At 59.4% G+C, this 21,025-nt stretch carries 21 protein-coding genes and 2 pseudogenes; 9 read left to right on the forward strand and 14 right to left on the reverse strand.

The annotated features are described in order from the left end of the window. Window positions 1-274, forward strand: a 274-nt coding sequence (locus LB543_RS30815) for a hypothetical protein (RefSeq protein ID WP_224616884.1), incomplete at its 5' end; no start/stop codon positions are given. A gap of 292 nt (window positions 275-566) precedes the next feature. Here the strand turns inward: LB543_RS30815 and LB543_RS33975 are convergent. Both LB543_RS33975 and LB543_RS30820 read right to left on the reverse strand, forming a co-directional pair. Further along, on the reverse strand, window positions 567-695 hold the full coding sequence (locus tag LB543_RS33975) for a hypothetical protein (protein ID WP_263498890.1): 129 nt from the start codon (window positions 693-695) through the stop codon (window positions 567-569). A gap of 4 nt (window positions 696-699) precedes the next feature. Further along, window positions 700-1,057 (reverse strand): annotated as a pseudogene (locus tag LB543_RS30820) (arsenate reductase ArsC); the annotation flags it as partial. A gap of 662 nt (window positions 1,058-1,719) precedes the next feature. Here LB543_RS30820 and LB543_RS30825 point away from each other — a divergent pair. Beyond that, complete coding sequence (locus LB543_RS30825; protein WP_224616922.1) at window positions 1,720-2,358, forward strand: DUF47 domain-containing protein; 639 nt, start codon at window positions 1,720-1,722, stop codon at window positions 2,356-2,358. Between the two features lie 3 nt (window positions 2,359-2,361). Continuing rightward, on the forward strand, window positions 2,362-3,366 hold the full coding sequence (locus LB543_RS30830) for an inorganic phosphate transporter (protein WP_224616885.1): 1,005 nt from the start codon (window positions 2,362-2,364) through the stop codon (window positions 3,364-3,366). 114 nt (window positions 3,367-3,480) lie between these two features. Here LB543_RS30830 and LB543_RS30835 read toward each other — a convergent pair whose 3' ends face one another. After that, a complete protein-coding gene (locus tag LB543_RS30835) occupies window positions 3,481-3,756 on the reverse strand; it encodes a hypothetical protein (RefSeq protein WP_224616887.1) in 276 nt (91 codons plus the stop codon). Between the two features lie 1,588 nt (window positions 3,757-5,344). Further along, on the reverse strand, window positions 5,345-5,617 hold the full coding sequence (locus LB543_RS30840; RefSeq protein ID WP_224616927.1) for a hypothetical protein: 273 nt from the start codon (window positions 5,615-5,617) through the stop codon (window positions 5,345-5,347). A gap of 219 nt (window positions 5,618-5,836) precedes the next feature. Between LB543_RS30840 and LB543_RS30845 the strand changes: the two genes are divergently transcribed. Then, window positions 5,837-6,133, forward strand: coding sequence for a hypothetical protein (locus LB543_RS30845; protein WP_224616888.1), 297 nt, complete (start codon window positions 5,837-5,839; stop codon window positions 6,131-6,133). Window positions 6,134-6,206: 73 nt separating this feature from the next. On the opposite strand, the gene LB543_RS30850 is transcribed toward LB543_RS30845, so the two are convergent. The 7 genes from LB543_RS30850 to LB543_RS30880 form a co-directional block, all read right to left on the reverse strand. Further along, window positions 6,207-6,704: a DUF995 domain-containing protein gene (locus LB543_RS30850; protein WP_263498891.1), complete on the reverse strand. Its 498-nt coding sequence runs from the start codon at window positions 6,702-6,704 to the stop codon at window positions 6,207-6,209. 71 nt (window positions 6,705-6,775) lie between these two features. Then, window positions 6,776-7,762 carry a glycoside hydrolase family 26 protein gene (locus tag LB543_RS30855; RefSeq protein WP_224616892.1) on the reverse strand — a complete coding sequence of 329 codons (987 nt, stop codon included), beginning with the start codon at window positions 7,760-7,762 and terminating at the stop codon, window positions 6,776-6,778. 34 nt (window positions 7,763-7,796) lie between these two features. Further along, window positions 7,797-8,321: a DUF995 domain-containing protein gene (locus LB543_RS30860; protein ID WP_318013022.1), complete on the reverse strand. Its 525-nt coding sequence runs from the start codon at window positions 8,319-8,321 to the stop codon at window positions 7,797-7,799. Then, window positions 8,308-9,729, reverse strand: a complete 1,422-nt coding sequence (locus LB543_RS30865) for a UDP-glucose dehydrogenase family protein (protein WP_224616894.1) — start codon at window positions 9,727-9,729, stop codon at window positions 8,308-8,310. Before LB543_RS30865 ends, LB543_RS30860 begins: the two co-directional genes overlap by 14 nt. Window positions 9,730-9,745: 16 nt before the next feature. Next, complete coding sequence (locus LB543_RS30870; protein WP_224616896.1) at window positions 9,746-11,587, reverse strand: glycosyltransferase; 1,842 nt, start codon at window positions 11,585-11,587, stop codon at window positions 9,746-9,748. Further along, window positions 11,584-12,570: a UDP-glucose 4-epimerase GalE gene (gene galE, locus LB543_RS30875; RefSeq protein ID WP_224616898.1), complete on the reverse strand. Its 987-nt coding sequence runs from the start codon at window positions 12,568-12,570 to the stop codon at window positions 11,584-11,586. The genes LB543_RS30870 and galE overlap by 4 nt, the downstream gene beginning before the upstream one ends. Further along, on the reverse strand, window positions 12,571-13,584 hold the full coding sequence (locus LB543_RS30880) for a UDP-glucuronic acid decarboxylase family protein (protein WP_224616925.1): 1,014 nt from the start codon (window positions 13,582-13,584) through the stop codon (window positions 12,571-12,573). 492 nt (window positions 13,585-14,076) lie between these two features. On the opposite strand from LB543_RS30880, the gene LB543_RS30885 reads away from it, so the two are divergent. The 3 genes from LB543_RS30885 to LB543_RS30895 all read left to right on the forward strand — a co-directional run bounded on the left by LB543_RS30885 (window position 14,077) and on the right by LB543_RS30895 (window position 16,252). Next, window positions 14,077-15,213, forward strand: coding sequence for a helix-turn-helix transcriptional regulator (locus tag LB543_RS30885; RefSeq protein WP_224616900.1), 1,137 nt, complete (start codon window positions 14,077-14,079; stop codon window positions 15,211-15,213). 101 nt (window positions 15,214-15,314) lie between these two features. Continuing rightward, window positions 15,315-15,785, forward strand: coding sequence for a BRCT domain-containing protein (locus LB543_RS30890; RefSeq protein WP_224616901.1), 471 nt, complete (start codon window positions 15,315-15,317; stop codon window positions 15,783-15,785). A gap of 62 nt (window positions 15,786-15,847) precedes the next feature. Then, complete coding sequence (locus LB543_RS30895; protein ID WP_224616903.1) at window positions 15,848-16,252, forward strand: hypothetical protein; 405 nt, start codon at window positions 15,848-15,850, stop codon at window positions 16,250-16,252. Between the two features lie 433 nt (window positions 16,253-16,685). Here LB543_RS30895 and LB543_RS30900 read toward each other — a convergent pair whose 3' ends face one another. The 3 genes and pseudogenes from LB543_RS30900 to LB543_RS30910 form a co-directional block, all read right to left on the reverse strand. Further along, window positions 16,686-16,928, reverse strand: a complete 243-nt coding sequence (locus LB543_RS30900; RefSeq protein WP_224616297.1) for a DUF982 domain-containing protein — start codon at window positions 16,926-16,928, stop codon at window positions 16,686-16,688. A gap of 296 nt (window positions 16,929-17,224) precedes the next feature. Next, window positions 17,225-17,467 carry a DUF982 domain-containing protein gene (locus tag LB543_RS30905; RefSeq protein ID WP_224616905.1) on the reverse strand — a complete coding sequence of 81 codons (243 nt, stop codon included), beginning with the start codon at window positions 17,465-17,467 and terminating at the stop codon, window positions 17,225-17,227. A gap of 387 nt (window positions 17,468-17,854) precedes the next feature. Then, a pseudogene (locus LB543_RS30910) lies at window positions 17,855-18,771 on the reverse strand (DUF4158 domain-containing protein); the annotation flags it as partial. A gap of 266 nt (window positions 18,772-19,037) precedes the next feature. On the opposite strand from LB543_RS30910, the gene LB543_RS34245 reads away from it, so the two are divergent. Together LB543_RS34245 and LB543_RS30920 are read left to right on the forward strand one after the other, a co-directional pair. Beyond that, window positions 19,038-19,241: a DUF1016 N-terminal domain-containing protein gene (locus tag LB543_RS34245; RefSeq protein ID WP_411908801.1), complete on the forward strand. Its 204-nt coding sequence runs from the start codon at window positions 19,038-19,040 to the stop codon at window positions 19,239-19,241. A gap of 194 nt (window positions 19,242-19,435) precedes the next feature. Continuing rightward, window positions 19,436-21,019, forward strand: a complete 1,584-nt coding sequence (locus tag LB543_RS30920) for a putative bifunctional diguanylate cyclase/phosphodiesterase (protein ID WP_224616907.1) — start codon at window positions 19,436-19,438, stop codon at window positions 21,017-21,019. Window positions 21,020-21,025 lie beyond the last annotated feature (6 nt).

Raw genomic sequence — 21,025 nt, forward strand, 5'->3', positions numbered from 1 at the left:
CCCTTTCATTTCTGACAGCGGCATTACCTATGCGGACGATATGAAACTGCTGAAGCAGGTTTTTCGATCGCGTTTGCGCGAGCATGGGTTCGCGGAGGGCAGTCCTGACGCTCAAGCGGTTTCGCAGGCAACGATGTCGCTGTTTTCGGCCGGGGGCCGGCACCGAGGAATTCATGCGGCGGCGGAATTCATAGCCGAAGGCGCCAGGTTCGGACATGCCATCCCGACCGATCGCAGCTATCGGTCGATTTCACGATGTCGAGCGTACCGATGATCGCTGAGACCTCGGCAGACATATCCCCGGCGTAGGTAGTCCATTGCCTGCAAGTGGGCGAAGGAAGGCGCGCGGATGGGGGCGCAAAGCTGCTAAAGCGAAGCGAGGTGTCAAAATTCCTTCGAACCTCGTCGTCTTTCGCCTTCTGCCTTTAAGCGGCCTGCCAGACTTGATTCAATAGCGAGGCACTCAAAGATGCGGGGTATCAGGGCGCTAACTCCTACGGCGAGCTAAAGCAGGAATTGATAGCCCAGGGCGTGCTCGGCGCGTCTATATGGAAATGCCCGCCGCCCTATTCAAAGCACCGGAGGAAGAAGCTGCCCGTCTCGCCGGCGAACAGTTCCAGCGAGCCGACAACAGTCGCGACGAGGATTGCAGTGCCCAGTGCTTCCGCCACAAGGCGTGGCAAATCGGCGCTCATCAGTTCAGCCTGCCTTGGGTAGGTTGTAACCAATCTCATCCAGGCTCTTTTGCAGAGCGAGCTTGCCAAGCTTGCTCATCGGCAGGCTGACGAAGATCGACATCCGGTTGTTGAGCATTCGATAGGCATCAGCAAAGGCGAGATGCTTTTCGGCCTCGGTGCCTTCCACCGCCGCCGGATCGGGGCGCGCCCCAAAGCGCCGTCATCGGCTGACCCGGTCAAATCGGACAGGATTCGTTGGCTGCGTCGTTACAGACTGTGAACGCGAAATCCATCTGGCGCGCGCCGGCCTTGGCGAACTCTTCCCAGTCCTTGGAGCGCGCGAAAGAGGTGTCGTAATTGAGGCCCTTCAGAAGCTGCAGTTCGACCACCCGCCGAAGCGGTCGTTCATCCAAGGCCCATAATGTGCTATGATTCGCGTCATGGGGAAGAAGGCGAAACCTAAGGCCAAGCATGCCGTTGAAGAGCCGGTAGAAGCCGAACTTGTAGCGGAAGCGGCCTACTACGCCCGCAAGTGCGGGATCACCATCCACGAAGCCGCCAAGATCATTCGGGAAGCCCACGGGCCGAAGCTGTCGATAGTCCGCAAAGACAAGGGCAGATAGTCGCCGCTTAGGCAGCCTTCTTTTGGGCCGTGCTTCGGGTGCCAAGGCGTCCGTCTTCTCACAATGGTCTTCCATCGACAGAGCGTCTTGCCGCCATTGCCGGCGTCATCTTCAGCGTCTTGTGCATTTGATGAAGTTGTACCAGACCGTTGTAAATGGCGTCCATGTGGACGTGGTCGTCGAACTTCTTGAGAGGCATTGGTCGGGCGCGTGAAGCGGCGGTTAGCCATGCGCATGGTGAGGTTGGCGTGCCCGACATGCACCGGATCGGGCACGCCTTCGATACGCGTCTTGGTTCGCCAGTGTGCAGACGGTGAGACACCGCCCTAATCGAACCTCGACCGCATTTTTAAGCCGGCTTATCTGTTATCCTGCGTCGCATGGCGCTATGTGTGATAGGCGGAAACTGGGTGGACAAGATGCTGGGTTGGTTTCGCAGACTGTTGCCGCGCGAGGATCGCTTCTTCGAGCTGTTCGAACGGCATTCGCGCACGGTGGTCGGCGGCGCCGAGGCGCTTGAGCAGCTTCTCCAGGGCAGGGACATAGATCGATGGTCCCAAAAGATCGTCGATCTCGAAAACGAGGCTGACGGCATCACGGCCGAGGTCCTGCTTGCCGTCAGGCGCTCCTTCATCACGCCCTTCGACCGCGGCGACATCAAGGACCTGATCCAGTCGATGGATGACGCCATCGACACGATGCACAAGACCGTCAAGACGGTGAAATTGTTCGAGGTGAGGGAGTTCGACCCCCTGATGCGGGAAATGGGTGGCGTTATCATCCAAGCTGCTCGATTGGTCGCGGAGGCCATCCCGTTGCTCGCCAAGGTAGGCGCAAACGCAGTGCGCCTCAACGCCATCGCCGAGGAGGTGATGCGCGTCGAGGGCCGCGCCGACGATCTGCATGAGCAGGGCCTGAAGGACCTGTTCAAGCGCGGCCGCGGCGATGCTATGGCTTATCTGATCGGCTCGGAGATTTATGGCCAGCTGGAGAAAGTGGTCGACCGGTTCGAGGACGTCGCCAACGAGATCAGCGGCATCGTGATCGAGAACGTTTAGGCGATGGACGCCACGATCGCTTTTCCCCTGCTGGTCGGCCTTGTTGCCGTTGCGCTGTTCTTCGATTTCCTCAACGGCCTGCACGATGCCGCGAATTCGATCGCGACCATCGTTTCCACCCGAGTGCTCAAACCGCATTACGCGGTGTTTTGGGCGGCTTTCTTCAATTTCATCGCCTTTACGGTCTTCGGCCTGCATGTCGCCGAGACCGTGGGCAAGGGCATTGTCGATGTCAGCATCGTCACGCCGGCGGTCATCTTCGCGGCGCTTGTCGGCGCCATCGTCTGGAACATCGTCACCTGGATCGCCGGCATTCCGTCGAGCAGTTCGCACGCGCTGATCGGCGGGCTGGTCGGCGCTGGTGTCGCCAAGGCCGGGACCGGCGCCATCGTCTGGTCGGGGCTCGGCAAGACGGTCGCGGCCATCGTGCTCTCGCCGGCGAGCGGATTTGTTCTCGCGCTCATCCTCGTTCTCGTCGTCTCCTGGCTGTTCGTGCGCCAGACGCCGTTCGCCGTCGACAATACGTTTCGCGTGCTGCAGTTCTTTTCCGCGTCGCTCTATTCGCTGGGACATGGCGGCAATGACGCGCAGAAGACTATGGGCATCATCGCCGTGCTGCTCTATTCGCAAGGTGTGCTCGGCCAGACCTTCTATGTACCGGTCTGGGTGGTCATTACCTGCCAGTCGGCCCTGGCGCTGGGCACGCTGTTCGGCGGCTGGCGCATCGTCCACACCATGGGCTCAAAGATCACCCGGCTGAACCCGATGCAGGGTTTCTGCGCCGAGACCGGCGGTGCGATCACGCTTTTTGCCGCCACCTGGCTCGGCGTTCCGGTATCGACAACGCACACCATCACCGGCGCCATCATCGGCGTCGGCGCCGCCCGCCGCGTCTCGGCCGTACGCTGGGGCATAGCCGGCAACATCGTAGTGGCGTGGGTCATCACCCTGCCGGCGACAGCGGCGATTTCGGCGCTGACCTACCTCGCCACGCGGGTGGCCGCATGATGTGGCCTGCCTGCGTCCGGGGCGACGCTATTGCCCACCAGGTTCAGGATATTCCCGTCGGGATCCTTGAACCGACCTTCATGCCGTAGCCGGCGTGGATGTCGCCCTCGAACGTCAGGCCGGGCCGTATTCCGTTCTCTTGATCGACGTGGACGGCATGACCCCAAACGATCCCGGCGAGAATGTCGACGCCGGTATAATCGGTGCCGTTAGACGGCTCGAACAAGCCCGCAGGTGAACGGCACGCGTCATGGCGTCCGCGATCCCGGCCTTGGTGTCGTCGTAGGCGGTGGTGATGTTCTTGGCGTAGGTGGGATAGACGCCGGGCGTTTGGAGCTCAGCACAGAGTTCAGCGCGATGGATCGGCGCCAACACGGCACGGAAATGCAACAGCTGTCAAAGTTCGAAGTTGGGCACGGACGGAATCGCCTTGAACGGCACCGGCGCGCCGGTATCGTTCTTGTAAGCCTCGCTAAGGGCCCCTGCCCGGCTCAGGGCATTCCCTACGTCGATGGCGAGTCACGTGGTCAGTTCGATCGCGTCGCTGTCGCACGAAGCAGCTCAAGAGAACTTCTGACCTCCGAAAGTCAGTTGCACGTCTTCCATCGCATCAATTGATACGGATCGCGACCTTGCCGAATTGGCGTCCGAACGTCTGATGCGGGAGAACTGGGGTCATATCCGACCTCATAACGCTCGGCGAGACGACAGAACCAGTCCTGATCAAGGGCGGTATCGCGTCGGTGATATGAGACGGAAGCAGCCGCAGTTCCAATTATGCGACTTTCGGGGCACAAACCATGAACTCTGCGGTCGCGAGGTTAGGATTTTCAGTCGCCACTTGGTCGGCTTGCATGTTCCGAATGACCTGTTGGGGTGGCGATCGGACCGGCAGGTTCTGGCTGCGGACAAGAGCGGACATTCCGGTTTGAGCGGGAGGCCTTGATCAGGAAGCGATCTGAAACATCTATCCAAGCGTGGTGGTCGCGCTAGCGCATGCCCTTAGCGACGTCCTCGATCAGCTTGACGACTAAGTTGCGAAACCTCTGCCTAGACCTGTCCCCTAGATTTCCAACAGCCTCGGCCACCATACCAGGTGAAGAAACTGACACTCTCCACTTAGCTGAACGTTGACCGTGAATATCCTCCTGGCTGTCTTTTTCAATCCTGGTTTTCGGGAGATTTGGAACCGAACAGAGGGCGTCAACACTCTGCCCCGACGCCGGGTGCCGTGTCTATATCGATGGTCATCTCGCCCGCCACCTCTGCCCTGGGGCCGGAGCCAGACGGCCCGCTATTGGGGGCGAGGTCGGCGGATACCCGCCATTCGGCAGACGATCGCTGAGCGGACGTTGAGACGGGTTGCATTCATACGGATGGACTTCACCGCCCCAGCGGCAGTTTGGAGACCGCCGCAAGTTCTTCCTCGTCTCTAATCCCGGCCTGATAGTTTGCTATAACGCGGGATGCGAGCGCTTCACGCCGGTCTGGCGATTGGCCCTCGGTTTTCAACTTCTCGAAAACGCAGCAGAGCGACTTCGGAGGAATCGAACACCCCAGCTTCTTTAGCTCATTGATAAACTGGCATGTGCCCACCCTCGATGGATGCGTGAAAAACTAAACTCGTTCAGAGATTCGACGCAAAAATGGATTGGTGTTGGCCCGACACCCGCCTGTCTGATGCCTAGGAGAGGCTTGACGCCGGATAGACGAACACGGCCCGCCCTGCGGACTTTGCCGGGCCGCCCAGAAGCGATTTCGGAACGGAACCAAAGAGGTGAGCTGTTCGCGATGGTCGCGCCTGCGGAGAGCCCACCACGCCCGTCGGCGGGCGGCGATGTGCCCGTCCTTGGAGTGACGCAACTGATGTGTTGCCCTTGGTTCGTCGGCCAGCCGCGACTTAAACAGCGCCGACAAGAAAGTGCTGCGAGTGCTTCTTGACAGATACGTTCGGCGGCTCGCGCGGCCGAGCTCGCGATCAAGGAATGCCCGCGTCAAAAATCAACTGCAAATCCCGCCTGAATCGCACTTCGCGCAACGAAGTCGCCACTCGCCGGTGGCGATCGATATAGGCCTCGATGTGCTCATAGAGACCACCGAGGTTCGGCAGGACGAGCCGAAATGGCTTGCTCCCGAAATAGGATGAGCTAGCGTTCTGTTTCTGCGTGAGCGGACGCTTGGTTCCCACCTTCTTTCCAGCGTTCCAAGCTGAGCGCTCGCGGCTAGCATCATCATATTGAGAGTGACCCATGTGAGTTCTCCTAGGCCATGATTGGCCGGAGGAGAAACCGGATCGCCAGCATCACTGCTCAGGGGCCGTAATCGGACTGATCCGGTCAAGGCAAAATCGCGCAGATAACGGCCATTAGCATACTCGAGGATAGGCTTACAATTTTAACGACTTTTCGGCCGGAATTTTATGACCGGCCGTGCGAACACCACCCCAAGAACAAAACTTGGAGGTGGAAAAATGTTTTCGAATTGTGTGAAGTGGGCTGCGGCGGTCGCGTTTGGTCTCGGCCTTTCGCTGGTTGTCGGCACCAGCGCGCAGGCGGGAGAAGTTCGCAAGTCGCGCGATGAAACGCGAACTGTTTATCTGGTAAAGTACCGGATCAACGGCATGGTCCGGTACAACAAGAATCCCGCGACGGTGCGCAAGATCTCGTTCTTGCAGTACCTGCACAACAATCCCTACGTCTGCACCCCAAGCGGCTTCGGTCAGAAGTCGCGTTGTTATATGCGCACTTTCAAGCAGCCGGACGTGTGATTTGCGATAACTCTGACAGTATGGCCGCGCCGGGATAGGCGCGGCCATACTCCATTTAGGGAAGTTGAGAGCATTAGAGCTCTTTGATGACCCGATCGCCCTTCACCAGCTTGCGCACGCCGTCATTCTTGCCCACCGGGTTGTTGCGGAAGACATACCACTGGCCGCCGAGGCTGGGCCGTTGGTAGACGATGCCATCCTTTTCGCGATGCAGGAAGCACGTGATGACGCCGCTTGCGCGGTCGTTCTTGGCGGTCCAGAGCGCGCGCATGCAGAGCTTGCCGCCGCTGGTTACGTACCAGTCGCCTTCGCCATAACTGGTCTGCGTTCGCGCCACGAACCGCTTCCGGCCCTGCTTGCTCTCGGAGAAGTATCCGGCTCCGTTCTTCTCCCACAGCCAGGTGCGGTTGGCATAAAGCTGCTCAACCGCATCCGCCTTCATGGGAGCTGCGGCCGCAGCGAGCTTGGCGATGTCATCGACAGCCGGCTTCGGCGCTGCTGCGGCGTTGCCAGCCGTGAGGAGGACCACGACCAGCGCCGTACTTACAACAGTAGAATGGACTGAAGACATTTGCTTGTTTTCCAATACGTGGCAGGAGGAAGGTCCGTCCGCAAATCGCGAAGAACCAAGAGATGAGCGGGTCAATTCGAAGTTGGCTTAGCCGCTCCGTTGGTTTCGGTCGTCAGATTCAGCGGGTGGTCTGCCACGCGCCAGTCAGGCCGACCGACGTTTCGCGGCCAAGGATAGACTTCCAGGTCGTTGAAGTAGACCACGGCAGTCATGGCGGGGAATTCGGCATGCGGCTTGTTCGCTTCCGAAGCCCAGTTCCGCACATAGCTGTCGTCGCCTTCGTAGCCGAGCTCGGCTATGGCAATTGGCTTGCCGAAACCAGCCACGCGGTCGTAGCCCGGCTTCGTTCGCTCCACGAATGTCGTATCGTGGCCGACTTCCAGCTTGTCGTATGGCTGATAGCCGAAGACTGACAGGCCGATCACGTCGACGTATTTGTCACCCGGATAGTAGGCCTGAAGACCCTCGTCCCCTTTAGGCGACCACATGTACTTGGCGTTCGGCAGGTCCTTGCGACAGACGTCGATCACGTGCCTGTAGGCCTTCACATAGCCATCCGCATTCCAGAACGACCAGGTGAATTGGCCGGTCTTGTCGTCCATTTCTTGCGCCCAGCGGATGGTAACCGGACTCTTCAGCTGTGCCGCCGCGGAGCAGACCGCGGACATGTTGGAATCGTAGCGACCAGCGAGAATTCCGCCCAGCAGGTTCTCTGGGCTGACGCGCCAATCGCGGGCCCACGACCAGGGCTCGATGGTGAGCAGCAACGACCGGCCGCGTTGCCTGGCGTAATCGTCCGCAACACTAAGGGTTGCCAGATCCACGTCTTCCCAGGGAAGAAAGATATGCTCGATCTTGGAGTTGGCGTCGTTGGTGTAGTCCCCATGCGGATCGTAAGCACCGGGCGTGACGGCATCAGCCGCGATGAACGGACGCTTATCTTGGAACGGGTTCCGACTGTCCACACTGGCGCCGGATACACCGCTCGCCGCGTAGACGGCGCCCGAAATGACCACACCCCCAAACAGGACGAAGGTTGTCTTCAAAAAGCTATTCACAGTATTCTCCTTTTTACTGTTCAGAGAGCTGCTCTCAGTCAAGAGCAGTCTTCACAGCCGAGATATGGGTTGACACGAGGTCCTTACGGACCAGATTTTTTGCCTCGTCCTGGTCGCGAGGCTGGGCATGGCGAAAGACGTACCATCTGCCGTCTGGCTCGCGCTTCTGATAGATTGTCCCGTTATCGACGCGGTGCGAAAAGCAGGTCATCGCCGGGAATTGGCCAGCCTTGGAATGCCACGTCGCATTGAGACACATCTGTCCCGTCTCGGTGATAATCCAATGACCTTCTGCCCAGGACTTGCCGGTGCCGTCATCGACCCAGGCGCTGAACCGCCGACCCTCGTCCACCAGATAAGCCGCGCCAGCTTTCCACCGCCAACTCCTGTCGTGGTAGAGGGCGTGAATTTCGGCCGGCGTCATGACGCGCGCCGCCTTGGGCAACACGACTTCCTGCGCTGAAGCGCTCAAGACCGATCCGACAAGCCACGTGAGCGTCAAGGCGCCCAGGGCGTTGGCGAAGCGGTTGAAACGTGAGGTGTTCTTACGTGTTAACAACGGAGCCTCCCATGCTCTCTGAATGAGTTTGCTGCGATGTCGATGCCGCCTTGAGACCCGAATGCGTGCGCAGGCCCCTGCCGGTCGTCTCCTGTCGGAGCGTTGGGCGACCGATTGCCGAAACCCGGAAACCGAGCGCTTCGGCAACGCCTGGAGCGAAGGCGTTTCTAAGATCTATCAGGACGGCCTGACGCATGACTCCCTTCAGACGCGCCAGATCGAGTTTGCGGATGCTGTCCCATTCCGTGACGACGACCACGGCGTCCGCACCGCGCGCGCATTCATAGGCATCGTCGTGGAGTTCGACGTCCGACAGGATGCGGCTGGCATTCTCCGCGCCTACCGGGTCATAGGCGCGGATCTGGGCGCCGAAACGCTGCAGCGTCTCTATCAGCGGAACCGATGGCGCGTCGCGCATATCATCGGTGTCGGGTTTGAAGGTGAGACCTAGAACGGCGATCGTGCGGCCTTGCACGTCGTTGTCGAGAGCGTCCATGACCTTCAGGGCCATCCGGCGCTTGCGGGCTTCGTTGGCCGTCACGGTTTCCTCGACGATACGCACCGACACGCCATAGTCCTGCGCGGTGCGCAGAAGCGCCATGGTGTCTTTCGGGAAGCACGAGCCCCCGTAGCCTGGGCCCGCATTCAGGAAGCTGGTCCCGATACGCTTGTCGAGGCCCATGCCCAGCGCCAGTTCGCCGACATTGCTGCCAACCTGCTCGCACAGGTCGGCCATTTCGTTGATGAAGGTGATCTTGGTCGCCAGGAAAGCATTGGCGGCGTACTTGATGAGTTCCGACGTGCGGCGGCGCGTGACGACGATCGGCGTCTTCTTAGCCTCCAGCGGAATTCCATAAAGCGCGACCAGGCGCTCCTCGGCGACCTTGTCCTCGACGCCGATCACCACCCGGTCAGGCTCCAGGAAATCCTTGATGGCGACGCCTTCGCGAAGAAACTCGGGGTTGGAGGCAACCGAAAAAGTCCCGGCCTTGCGCGCCGATCCGACGATCTTGTGAACAACATCCCCTGTCCCGACGGGCACGGTCGACTTCACCACCACGACTGTATTGTCGTCGATCAGGGGCGCCAGTTCACGAGCGGCCATGTAGACGAAGGAAAGGTCGGCATCGCCGTGGCCGGCACGCGGCGGCGTGCCTACCGCGATGAACACGACCGCGGCTCCCTTGAGGGCCTCGGCAAGGTTGCATGTGAAGCTCAGACGGCCGGCGACCGAATTGCGCTCAACCAGTTCGTCCAGGCCCGGCTCGTAGATCGGCACGGCGCCGCGCCGAAGTGCCTCGATCTTCTGGGCATCCTTGTCGACGCAGACGACCTGGTTACCCCAGGCAGCGAAGCAGGTACCGCTCACCAATCCGACATAGCCGGTTCCGATGATCGCAATCTTCATGTGAACAGATTCCTTCTTATTGCTGACTTTGTTCGCCGGCATCGCCTTGGCGCCAGCGTGGACTGAATATGGTCTTGTGCGTATCGCGCCCGCCGACGCCTGCGCCGGCCACGGAGAAGCGATCGTCGAAGAGCGTGAAGCTACGCGTTCCCCAGGCGAGCGCCTCGATGCCGTCACGACCCCTTTCGGCGGTAGCGAAGGTCGGCAGCGCGACCAGGGCGAGCAGGCTGGCGGCGAGCGCTGGCTGATAGAGGCGGGTACGGTAGCGGACCGTGTTTTCACGTGCGTGCTGCACTACGATCATCACCAGCAGCAGTATGTAGAAGCACGCGTTCACGATGGCGAAAACGTAGAAGCCGCGGGTCTTATAGTTGTCATGGACGAGCAGCACCGGCAGGATCGATATCAGCACCACGAACAGGTATGGCGCCAGAACACGCAGCGGCAGCGCACCGACATCGGCCGCGCCCTTGGGAGTGACGCGGAAGTCGACGAAGGTTCCGGTCAGCCAGTCGCGGAACGCCGCGAAGGTTCCCGCCAGAACCCAGGGCCAGCGGGCCAGCAGAAACAGCATCGCCTCCCAGCTCAGGATCTTGCCGTCGACGGGCCGGAACGTTCCGCTTGCCCGCCACCAGAACGCCATGATCAGTATCATCAGCGACTGCGGCATGAAGTGCTGCAGGAAGTCCGGGTAGGTCACGCTGACGAAATTATCGCCGTGGGCCAGGACGATCACCGGCAGCAGGAACATCATGGCCAGGAAGAACGCGTACAGCGGATACCAGAACTGGGAGAACAAAAACTGCACCTTCAAGTGCAGCGGCATGCGGCCGATCAGCTTCGGCGTGTACTGGAGAAGGATCATCACCAGGCTGCGCGACCACTGAAACTCCTGCGTGACGAGGTCAGCAAAGGTGCGTGGGCCGTCGCCATGGGCGATGGCATCCAGCGCATGCGCTCCGCGCCAGCCATGCGCGTTCATGAAAAGCGTCGTCGAATGATCTTCAGCGAGTTCGGGGCCCAGGCCACCGATTTCCTTCAACGCGGCCGTACGTACGGCATAGTGCGATCCGATGCAGACCGTCGCGAAGCCACCGTTGTAGCCGGCCTGGAGCGAACCATGCATGCTTGCTTCGACATAGAGCCGTCCGCGGGCGGACCAGCTCTCATGTGCGTTGCGGTCGCAGATGCTGGGCGCCGAGACATAGCCGACGGCCTGGTCCGCAAACGGACGCAGCATCTGGAACAGATAGTCGGGCTCGGGAACATGATCCGCATCGAGCTGCGACACGAAATCATAGCCCGCGTAGCCATAGTGATCGTAGAAGAAGGCGAGGTTGCCTTCCTTGCACCGCGTGCGGCGAGGCCAGGACTGACGATGATAGTCGGCACGCCCCTTGCGCGTGGAGACGAACACGCCGTGGTCGCGGCACCAAGCCAGCGTTTCGGGCGACGGATCCTCGTCCGCGAGCCAGGTGTCATGCGGCACGCTCTGCGCCAGCATCGCCAGCAAGGTTTCCGCCACGACGTGGAACGGCTCCGACGGAGCTTTCGTCACCACCATCGCAACCCGGCTCCCGACCGGAAGGCGCAACGGTCCGGCGGGCTTCCGCGCATTGAAGAAGATGGTGATGAAGTAGACCGGAAGAACGGTTATCCATGCCAGTAGTGTGCTGACCAGGATTGAACCGAGAAGGTAGGTGTGGACAGCGTCCAGTATCCACCATTGCCAGTAATAGATCAGCGCCGCCGCCCAGATCGCGACGCCGATGGCATATTCGACGCGTTTGCGGCCGATGAATATCGGAACCATCAAGGGATCCTTCCTTGTGGGCATTTCGAGCCGGGACATTCTCATCCCCGTAGCTCGAGGCCGAAGGTGGGAGCCGCGGAGCGGATGATCGTGTCCAGGTCCGAATAGACCGCAAGAAACCCGAGCTTTTCGGCCGCGCACGAAGGGTCCGCATAAAGCGCCGGTGGGTCGCCGGCCCGGCGAGCACGCATCTCGATCGGCACGTTGCGACCCGTGATGCGGCTGATGGCATCGAGGATTTCACGGATGGACGTTCCGCGGCCGGTACCGAGATTGACCGCCAGATTTGCACCGTCGTTGCTGAGACGTTCGACCGCCAGAACATGCGCGCGAGCCAGGTCGAGGACATGGATGTAGTCACGGATGCAGGTGCCGTCCGGCGTATCGTAGTCGTTGCCGTAAACCTCGAGACAATCGATCGTGCCGGCGGCAGCCATCATCGCTCGCGGAATGAGGTGCGTCTCAGGATCATGAGCTTCCTTCAACTCGCCATCGAGATCGGCGCCGCACGCATTGAAATAGCGTAGCGCCACAAAACGCAGACCATAGGCGGCCGAATAGTCGGCGAGCATATGTTCCGCGATTAGCTTCGTGCGGCCGTAGGGATTGATGGGCTGCTGGACTTCCCGTTCCTGGATCGGCAGGTTGCCGGGAATGCCGTAGGTGGCACAGCTCGATGAGAAGACCACGTTCCGCGTGCCCGTCAGGCGGCATGCTTCCAACAGGGACTGTGTGCCGGCGACGTTGTTGCGGTAGTATTTGGCCGGGTTCTCGACGGACTCTCCGACATAGGCCGAGGCGGCAAAATGGATGACCGCAGACGGCTTGTGCTCCTCGATCGCAGCGATCAGGCGCGCCATGTCGAGGATGTCGCCCTCGACGAACGCTCCCCAACGCACCGCCTCGCGATGCCCGGTCGAGAGATTGTCGTAGACGACAGGCTCGTAGCCCTGCTTCGACAGCAGTTTGGACGTATGGCTGCCTATGAAGCCTGCCCCACCGACCACAAGCACAGTGTTCGCGGACATTTAAGCAGCCTCTACGAGCTTCGCGGAAGTCTTGGTCAGCTGGCGTTCGAAATAAGTGATCGTCGACGCCAGGCCGTCTTCCAGTGCTACAGTCGGCTCCCAGCCGAGTTCTTTCTTGGCAACCGAGATATCGGGCCGGCGCTGGCGCGGATCGTCGACCGGCAGCGGGTGGTAAACGATCTTGGACTTGGTGCCCGTCATGGCAATGATGCGCTCCGCCAGCTCACGGACCGTGAACTCGCCCGGGTTGCCGATGTTGACGGGTGTGTGGATGGCCGGCTCTGAGTACATCAGCCGGTGGAAGCCCTCGATCAGGTCGTCTACATAGCAGAACGAACGCGTCTGCGACCCCTCGCCATATACCGTGATGTCCTCGCCCTTGAGGGCCTGGACAATGAAATTGGACACGACGCGGCCGTCGTCGGGACGCATGCGCGGACCGTAGGTGTTGAAGATGCGCACCACGCGGATGTCGAGGCCATGCTGCTTGTGAAAATCGTAGAACAGCGTCTCGGCCGAGCGCTTGCCCTCGTCGTAGCAGGCCCGCGGACCGAACGAATTCACGTTGCCCCAATAAGCTTCCGGCTGCGGGTGAACGTGCGGATCGCCGTAGACTTCTGAGGTGGAGGCCTGGAATATCCGCGCATGATTGCGCACAGCGAGTTCCAGGAGGTTGATCGAACCGATCACACTCGTCTTCATCGTATGGATCGGGTCAAGCTGGTAATGTGGCGGCGAAGCAGGGCAGGCCAGGTTGTAGATTTCGTCAACCGGCAGATCGAGCGACTCCACGATGTCGTGACGCACGAAGCTGAACCCTTCGAAGCCCAGGAGATGGCGCAGATTTTCCAACCGGCCGGTTGAAAAATTGTCCACGCAAATGACAGTATGGCCCTCGATCAGCAGCCGTTCGCAGAGATGGGATCCTAGGAACCCTGCACCACCTGCTATAAGTATCCTGCGCTTAGAAGTAGACATAGGTTTGAGATTTTTGGAGCTGAAAACTATACTCATTGCCGCCTGCCTCACTAACTCCCAGAAGACGACTTTCTGATCTTCGTCACTCGTGAAGATCCGGAACAATCCACAGTTGTCTTTCATGACCCGACTGATGCCGGAGTTAGCAGTTTGCCCCGGGGGGCGCGATATCGGGAAATCCGGATACTTATCAAAACGTCCATTTCTCGGACGATCTGCTATGCTTGCCTTGCGAGATGCCGCTAATAGGCTCGCGGGCCTTGCCGATGCTTGCGGCTACGTCCCTTGCAATTGGTGGAGCAGATGCTTCGATGCGCTGTTCAGATCAGAACAATCGCCGCCGTGTCAGATTCCCGGCGCCGTCTGCGTCGCCGGCCATGCCGTGACCGCCGCGAAAACGGGTGGTAAACTTCATCTTATCGAATCGGCGTGCAGAAAGTCTGCCGACGAACAAAAATAGGAGAACTTTAACGAAAACCGTTCTAGGGGTTTGGTTAGCCGCATTCCGGGCAGTGACTGGACTGCAAGATGCCTGAAGAAAACAACGTGCCCCACCGTCCGCCAGTGTCCGTCGAACGACGACGCTGGCCGCGCGTGTCTCAAGAGCCTCTCGGCAAGGACGAGAACACCGCAGCGTCCCTCGTTGCGCTGCGCTTCGAAACGGAAAGCCTTCCTCGTCCCGAGCAGTTCCCCGCTTGGCGGGAACATATCTCCTCGCTGGCGGAAGCGCGGCTGCCCGACAACGTCGCACCGGATGATGGGTTCCCCGTCCGGCAGGCGGTTTGGAACCTCGGCGGAATGTTGCTGTTGCAACAGACCGTGCCTGCCTTCAGCTACGAACGCTCGCTGGACATGGTGCGGTTCAGTCCGCTCGACCACTGGCTGATTACCTTTCTCAGGACTGGCCGCTCATGGACCGGCATCGACGGACGGGTGACTGAAAACGAGCCCGGCATGATGGAAATCCGCTCGCTTGGTAACCCATTCAGCGGGCGTGCTCTCGAGTCGGAGTCACTCACGCTTATCGTTCCGGACGATCAGTTTGCGGACCGCGGTGGCCTGCCGCCGGCAAGCAGCAATACCGTCCTTGGTGGTCGGAGGGTGAAGCTGATGTACGATCACATGGTTGGCCTTGAGACTAATCTTGGTAGTCTCGCCCAGGATGACCTGCCGAGCATCAAGAGTCGCTTGCTAGAAGTGATCTTCGATACGACGACACCATTCCTAAATCGCGGTGGTGAGAGCGAGCGTGTATCGCAGATCGGCATGATGACGCGGGCGAGGCGCTTAATCCGCAAGAACCTCATCTCGTCGGACCTGACGCCCGATGCCTTGAGCCGCGAGCTTGCAATATCGAGAACACGGCTCTACGAACTCTTCGAATCCGTTGGCGGTGTCGCGAAATACATGCGGCAACATCGTCTTCTGGCGGCCCACAGAATGCTGGCGGATCCGTCCGACCGGCGGACGATTGCCGAAGTGAGCCTAGCGATAGGCTACGACTCGGCCGCAAATTTCAGCCGCGCCTTCACGCAGCAGTTCGGTTACAGTCCAAGCAACATCCGCACACATCGCGCGAGCTCTGATGTTCAGGTCGATGTGCGTCTGGAGAATAATGCTGTAACCTTCGATGGTCTGCTGCAAACGCTCGGGGTGCATACATGAGGTTGATTTCAAGGCCAACTTGGTGACCCAGCCTTAAGAAGCGACAGGCTCGCGTCAAACCTCATCCTCCGATCGATTTCAGCCGGCTAAATCGCCGTTCAGTGATCGATCCCAATGTCGAGATTAGCGATCAGCCGATCGTCCGGAACTTGTACCGACGGGTCAATGAAATCCTTGCGGACGGCGTGCTCGATGCCGATGAACACACCGAACTTCTCGATACGCTGAGCAGCTTCTCGAACCGAGATTTCGAACTCGGGGAAGTGTTGAAGCCGACCACCCTGCCCCTTTGCAATCCGCCTCCGCATTTGACCTTTGAGGGCCGGTCGTACTGTTTCACCGGGACGTTCATTTATGGCCAGCGAAAATACTGCGAGCAGGCCGTAGCGGATCGTGGCGGCCGCGCCGGTAGTTTGACGCAAAAGACCGACGTGCTCGTGATCGGTGCCTACGCCACGGAGTCTTGGAAGCACTCATCGTTTGGCGACAAGATTTTCAAAGCGACCGCCTGGCGCGACGAGGGGTTGCCAATCTCGATTGTCGCCGAGAACCATTGGTCCGGTTTTCTCTGACTTCGTCCGTTCGTTTGGCAGCGTCTTATACCATCAGCACCCTATTCAACGGTGGTGGAACGATGCAGCACAATACATTCAACGATCTGATCCGCTTGTCTCGGCGATTTGCAGGTCTCTTCATTACGAGCGTGATCGCGCTCGCAGTTGCAACGGCAGCCGGATGCAGTTCCATAGACTACCAGAAGCTCACCACCGGTGAGATATCCGGCAGCTTGTTCGTCATGTGGGTCGGTGAAGGCAACAGTTCCGGCGACGGGAATTTCCTGTTCGTGCCCGACCCTCACGACCTCTTAGTCTTCCATCGGGCAGCTCCGGCAGCACCAGGAAGCACGATCAAGCTCAAGTACACGGACGGCGGCTCAATCCCGAAGATCGCGCAGGTCTTCAAAGGGCTCTCGCCTTGGGGCTACGCCAGCCTACATGGTCCACGACTGGATCTTCATTGCGCATCACTGCATCGTTGACGAGCACGGAGAAGAGGTTCGACCAAGTCCGTGGCGTCGAGTTCGACGACTCCGCAGCGATCCTCGGCGAGGCAATCAAGGCGTTGATCGCGACGCGCCAAGTCGCCAAACGATGTCGCACCCACTGCCATCACGGCGGCGGTGGGAAGCGCGGTTGCCAAGAATCTTTGGGAAAGAAGGGAGCCTGCAAGTCGCTGCAGGTGAGTGCAAAAGACATTGCTTCCGCAGAGGCAGCGATACCGGGCTCCACATCCAAAGCTCAGAATCTGAGGACCTTCCAAGTACCAGAAGCCGTCATACCTTCGATCCGAGCATTGAGGCCAGCGAAGATCATCGCTCGTCTGTCCTGCTGACCTGAGCGTCGAGCAAGCCCATGGCGGACCGGCGCGCGGCGACCCACCGTCGAGACAGCCGTCATGGGTCAATAACTTTGTTATTCGGAGAGCATCACCCCCTCCGCCTTGGCAGCCAGCCTGAAGCACCTTCTGGCCTCCTGAGGTGTCGCCAAGTCAGCCAGAGCGGCCATGCAAACTCTCATCGCACGGTCCCAGTGTGGGCCACGCTTGGACCACTTCAGAAGTTCTGCGGCTGCAGCCTCAACGTTGTTGACATTGAACCGGACGCCGGGCTCGGTGGTCCTTACGGGAACCGCTGGGGAGAACCAATGGAGCGACATGCAGTTAATACATTAGCTGCAGTGCACATAGTCAAGAGTGTCCATTCACCAAGGAAATCTTTAAACGACGTTTTTCCTATGCTAACCTCGCGCCATGTTTCCTGGGGTTGGGAGCAAGCAAAATGCCGGACAATACTGGGAATGGTGGGAGCCCATTTGAGCTTGCCCTGATCGCGGTGTTTGTACTGGTCGGCATCACCGTAGTCATTGGCGTCGGGTTGCATTGAATGGAGCGGGTTACTCCTGGCGGACCTCGAACGTGGTCCGAACCAATTTTGAATAGCGTCCAGGACCACCTATAGGTTGGTAAGCAGCTTGCCCTCCTCCTCGGCAGCCTCACGGAAGGCTTCTCGGACAACCTCGGGTCTGACTTTATGGTCCAGCGCGTCGAGGCAAAGGTCCGCCGCTATCTGCCACTTAGGGCCGCGTTTGGACCACTTCAGGAGTTCCGCGATGGCTCCCTGGACGTTGTTGCAATTGTAGCGATGCCCGGCGTCCGTCCTGACTGGGACGTTAGGGCTGAACCAAAGGAGCGACATGGGGGTACCGTCACTCGTGAAGGTCGAAGACCAAGAACACCTGATCCATCGCTGCGATTCAACTCAACCAGATCACAGTCCGTCTGGGTTAGCTGAGGACCGACCCTACGAACAGCTTCGAGGGTTTCCTTAACGGAGACCACACTGCCCACGGCGACGTCCTTCAACACTACCGAAATGATGTCGCCGGCGGTGTGTGACGGTAGACGGGATGTCTGAGTACCCATGATCGCCTCCTACCCAGGCGTCGATTCGTCATGCTGCTGTTTGAAAAAATCAAGAGCCGGAATCGTACAAAGCCAGGGGAAATATTTGGTAAAATTTCTAAGCGGGTGATCGGATAACTGGCACGCGCGAAGTCCCCTGGGGGGTGTCTCATCTTACCGCGCCCGCGTGGGACGTGAGCTTGCGGTCGCCGCCCTGGCTGAGGTGAGTTATGGGGACGCGTTCCGGCAGCGCTAGGCGCTTCTCAGCATAGAGCCGTCTCAGCAACGCAGTCGCTGCAAGAAGCAGATCGTGGCGGCGCGCTGAGCGGAACGTGAACGCCTGCAGGAAGGCACCGGCATATTCGTTGACAGTCGCATCTTGCTCGGTCGCTAAGGTCAATGGCGACGCCTCGTTGTCCTCGACCATTGACTCTAGCTCAGGCTTCATCCGGAGCAGCCGGTGCCATCCAACTTCATGATCGAGAACCTCCAATGCGTTCTGGCCATAGTCGTTGGCGGACTGCAGGGCTGTGATTGTGTCGAGGAACATGCGCAGCGCGTTGGCGCTATTCGGCCTGCAGTCCATGTGTCGCTGCTTCTTGCGGTTACTGGCTTGCGAAAACAGCCGACCCATCAGTTTGATAACATCGACACTGCATCGTCGGCGAGCTTCTGGCAGAGCTTGATGACCTGTGCCACGATCAGCGCGTAGCCGGGGACTCGCTTAAAGTCGTTGGCCAGCCATGCCGGCGTGGCGTTGCCCTCACGATCATCTGCTCCCACCGTCCCAATGATATGCGCGCCTGCAATCTCGGAGAATTTCCAGCGCTCGCAGGAAAACCTGATCGGCAACATACGTCAGCATTGCGCGAGGCGGAGTCTCTCCGGCGGCGAGCACTCTGCCTGGGTGGCGCATCAGGCAAAGCTGAACAGGAAAGCCGAGCTGATTGTGTTCCGCCTGCGAAGGCCAATCTCAAGCCGGTCAGCCGATGACAGCGAATAGAGTCGGATGAGGCTGTCCTCATCGGTCGGCACACTGAAAAGTGCTTGCCGATCTTGCTCTTTAAGAAGCTTCCGTATGCGATCGCCCGGCTCCATCACGATACTCGATGGAACGATGTCAAACTGGGCGGCACATACGTCGGCCTTGGCTACGCTATCCACAGAGATCAAGTGCAAGGCGGCCGATATCGCACTCGGGTTCTCGCTCCGTTCGCCCTTAGCGTACGATTTTGAGCAGTTCTTGTTCCGATCCCGGACATGGCGGTCAGGCTAACTCAGAGCCGACGAGACCCCCAATTTTTTCATGCTCCCGCTCGCCTCAGGGCCGCTCTACCCGTCAACCAAGAGCTGATCCTTCTCTATTGGAGCATCGGCCGCGACATCCTGAACAGACAACGCGATGCTGGCTGGGGGCACGCATCGTTGATCGCCTGGCTGCTGACCTGCCCCGCGACTTCCCGGAGATGACGGGTCTCTCCTCCAGAAGCCTGAAATATATGAGGGCGTTCGCCGAGGCCTTTCCCGAGCGCGACATTGTGCAACAGGTTATTGCACAATCGCCTTAGGGACATGCCAGAGCAGCGAGGAACGGCTTTGGTAGACGAACCTGCTTCGCGCGAGGGCGCCTGGTTCACAGTGATGCGGATATTCCCGTGCGCCCAATGCCCAGTTCTCCGATGCGATGCCAACAATGCAATATTCCGACGGTCTTAAGCAGTCGTTCAGGCAAGTGAGCCAATCTGACGGCCGGAGCACGACCATGAATTCCTCACTCTGGACCAGACTGAAAGAGATGATCATACGCCATCGCTTCACCTTGACCGATATGGCAATGATCGCTGCTGTCCTGATAGTCGCGACCTTCGCGATATGGCAGTATGACATTTTCCCGAACGAATCCGGTGGTGAGCGGAAGCTGACCTTCGAACTTGACGAGGTCTTCGCCGTTTGTGCTCTCGGCTTTGCATTGTTCGCATGGTCGCGGCTTCGCGCGCAAAGGCGTGAGATTGGTCGCCGGCGAGCGGCCGAAGAGGAAGCCCGTATCCTTGCATTCGAAGATACTCTTACCGGGCTGCCAAATCGGCGCCAATTCGATGCGGCACTGAAGGCGGCATTGGCAGCACTTCCCGGTGCGGACGCCGTGCATGCGGTGTTCATGCTTGATCTCAACGGGTTCAAGCGCATCAACGATGTTTATGGCCATCCTGTCGGGGATGAAGTGCTGGTCAAGACGGCGATCCGTCTTCGCAAGGCCATTCGGGAACCCGATATGATCGCGCGGCTGGGAGGCGACGAGTTCGCGGTGCTGGCGCGTCATCTTGCGGGCGCCGAAGAGGCCGCAACGCTGGCCCTGAGGATGATCGAGGCCCTAAAAGACCCGCTGCAGACGGGTTCCGGCGAGCATGTGATAGGTGCTGGGATCGGCATTGCGCTGGCCCCTGCTGATGGGGTCGAAGCCGAAACCTTGCTGCGCAAAGCTGACGTTGCGCTCTATCGCGCCAAGGCTGTGAAGCCAAGCGCGCTCCGTTTCTTTGAGGAGGAGATGGATCGCCACATTCGCGAGCGGGACATTCTGGAGCGCGACCTTCGTGCCGCGATAGGCGTGAAAGAACTCGAGGTCATCTACCTACCGCGGATCGACCTGAAAAGCGGCGTGATCACCAGCTTCGAAGCTGGGCCGAGATGGGCTCATAGCCAATGTGGAGAGCTTGACCCGGTGCGTCTGTTCGCCATTGCAGAGGCGGCCGGTGTCGTTCAGCCGCTGGTGGACGATCTCCTGCGCGTGGCCTGCACCGATGCGGCCGGATGGGGAGAGAATGTCACCCTATCCTTCGGCATTCCTCCGGCGCTGCTTAAGGACGATACACTCGGACTCCGCATCATGGCCATTCTCGGTGAAAGCGGACTGCCAGCGTCCCGCCTCGAATTGGAAATAACTGAGAGTGCCTTGGTTGCCGACCTCGAAGCCACCAAACGTGTCCTCGGCGACATTCACGAAACCGGCGTCAAGATCGCCCTCAATAACTTCGGTACAGGATATTCGAGTCTTTACCATCTGCGCAATTTCAAGCTTGACACCATAAAAATCGATCGCAGCTTCGTGCAAGCGATGGCCAATAATCCAGAGAGCGCCGCGATCGTCCGTGCGTTGATCGGGCTAGGGTCGGGCTTGGGTCTGACCGTCGCGGCCGAAGGCGTTCAGGATGAATTGCAGCAGACCATGCTAGCCAATGAAGGCTGCCAACAAGCCCAAGGCTTTCTATTCAGCCGACCTGTTACAGCAGGCGAAGCTTGGGAGCTTCTCAACGCAAATCCTGGGACTCTTCGCGCTTCCTCCCGCTGACATCGC

The organism is Mesorhizobium sp. ESP7-2, assembly GCF_020164715.1.
In the GTDB taxonomy this organism is placed as follows: Bacteria; Pseudomonadota; Alphaproteobacteria; order Rhizobiales; family Rhizobiaceae; genus Mesorhizobium.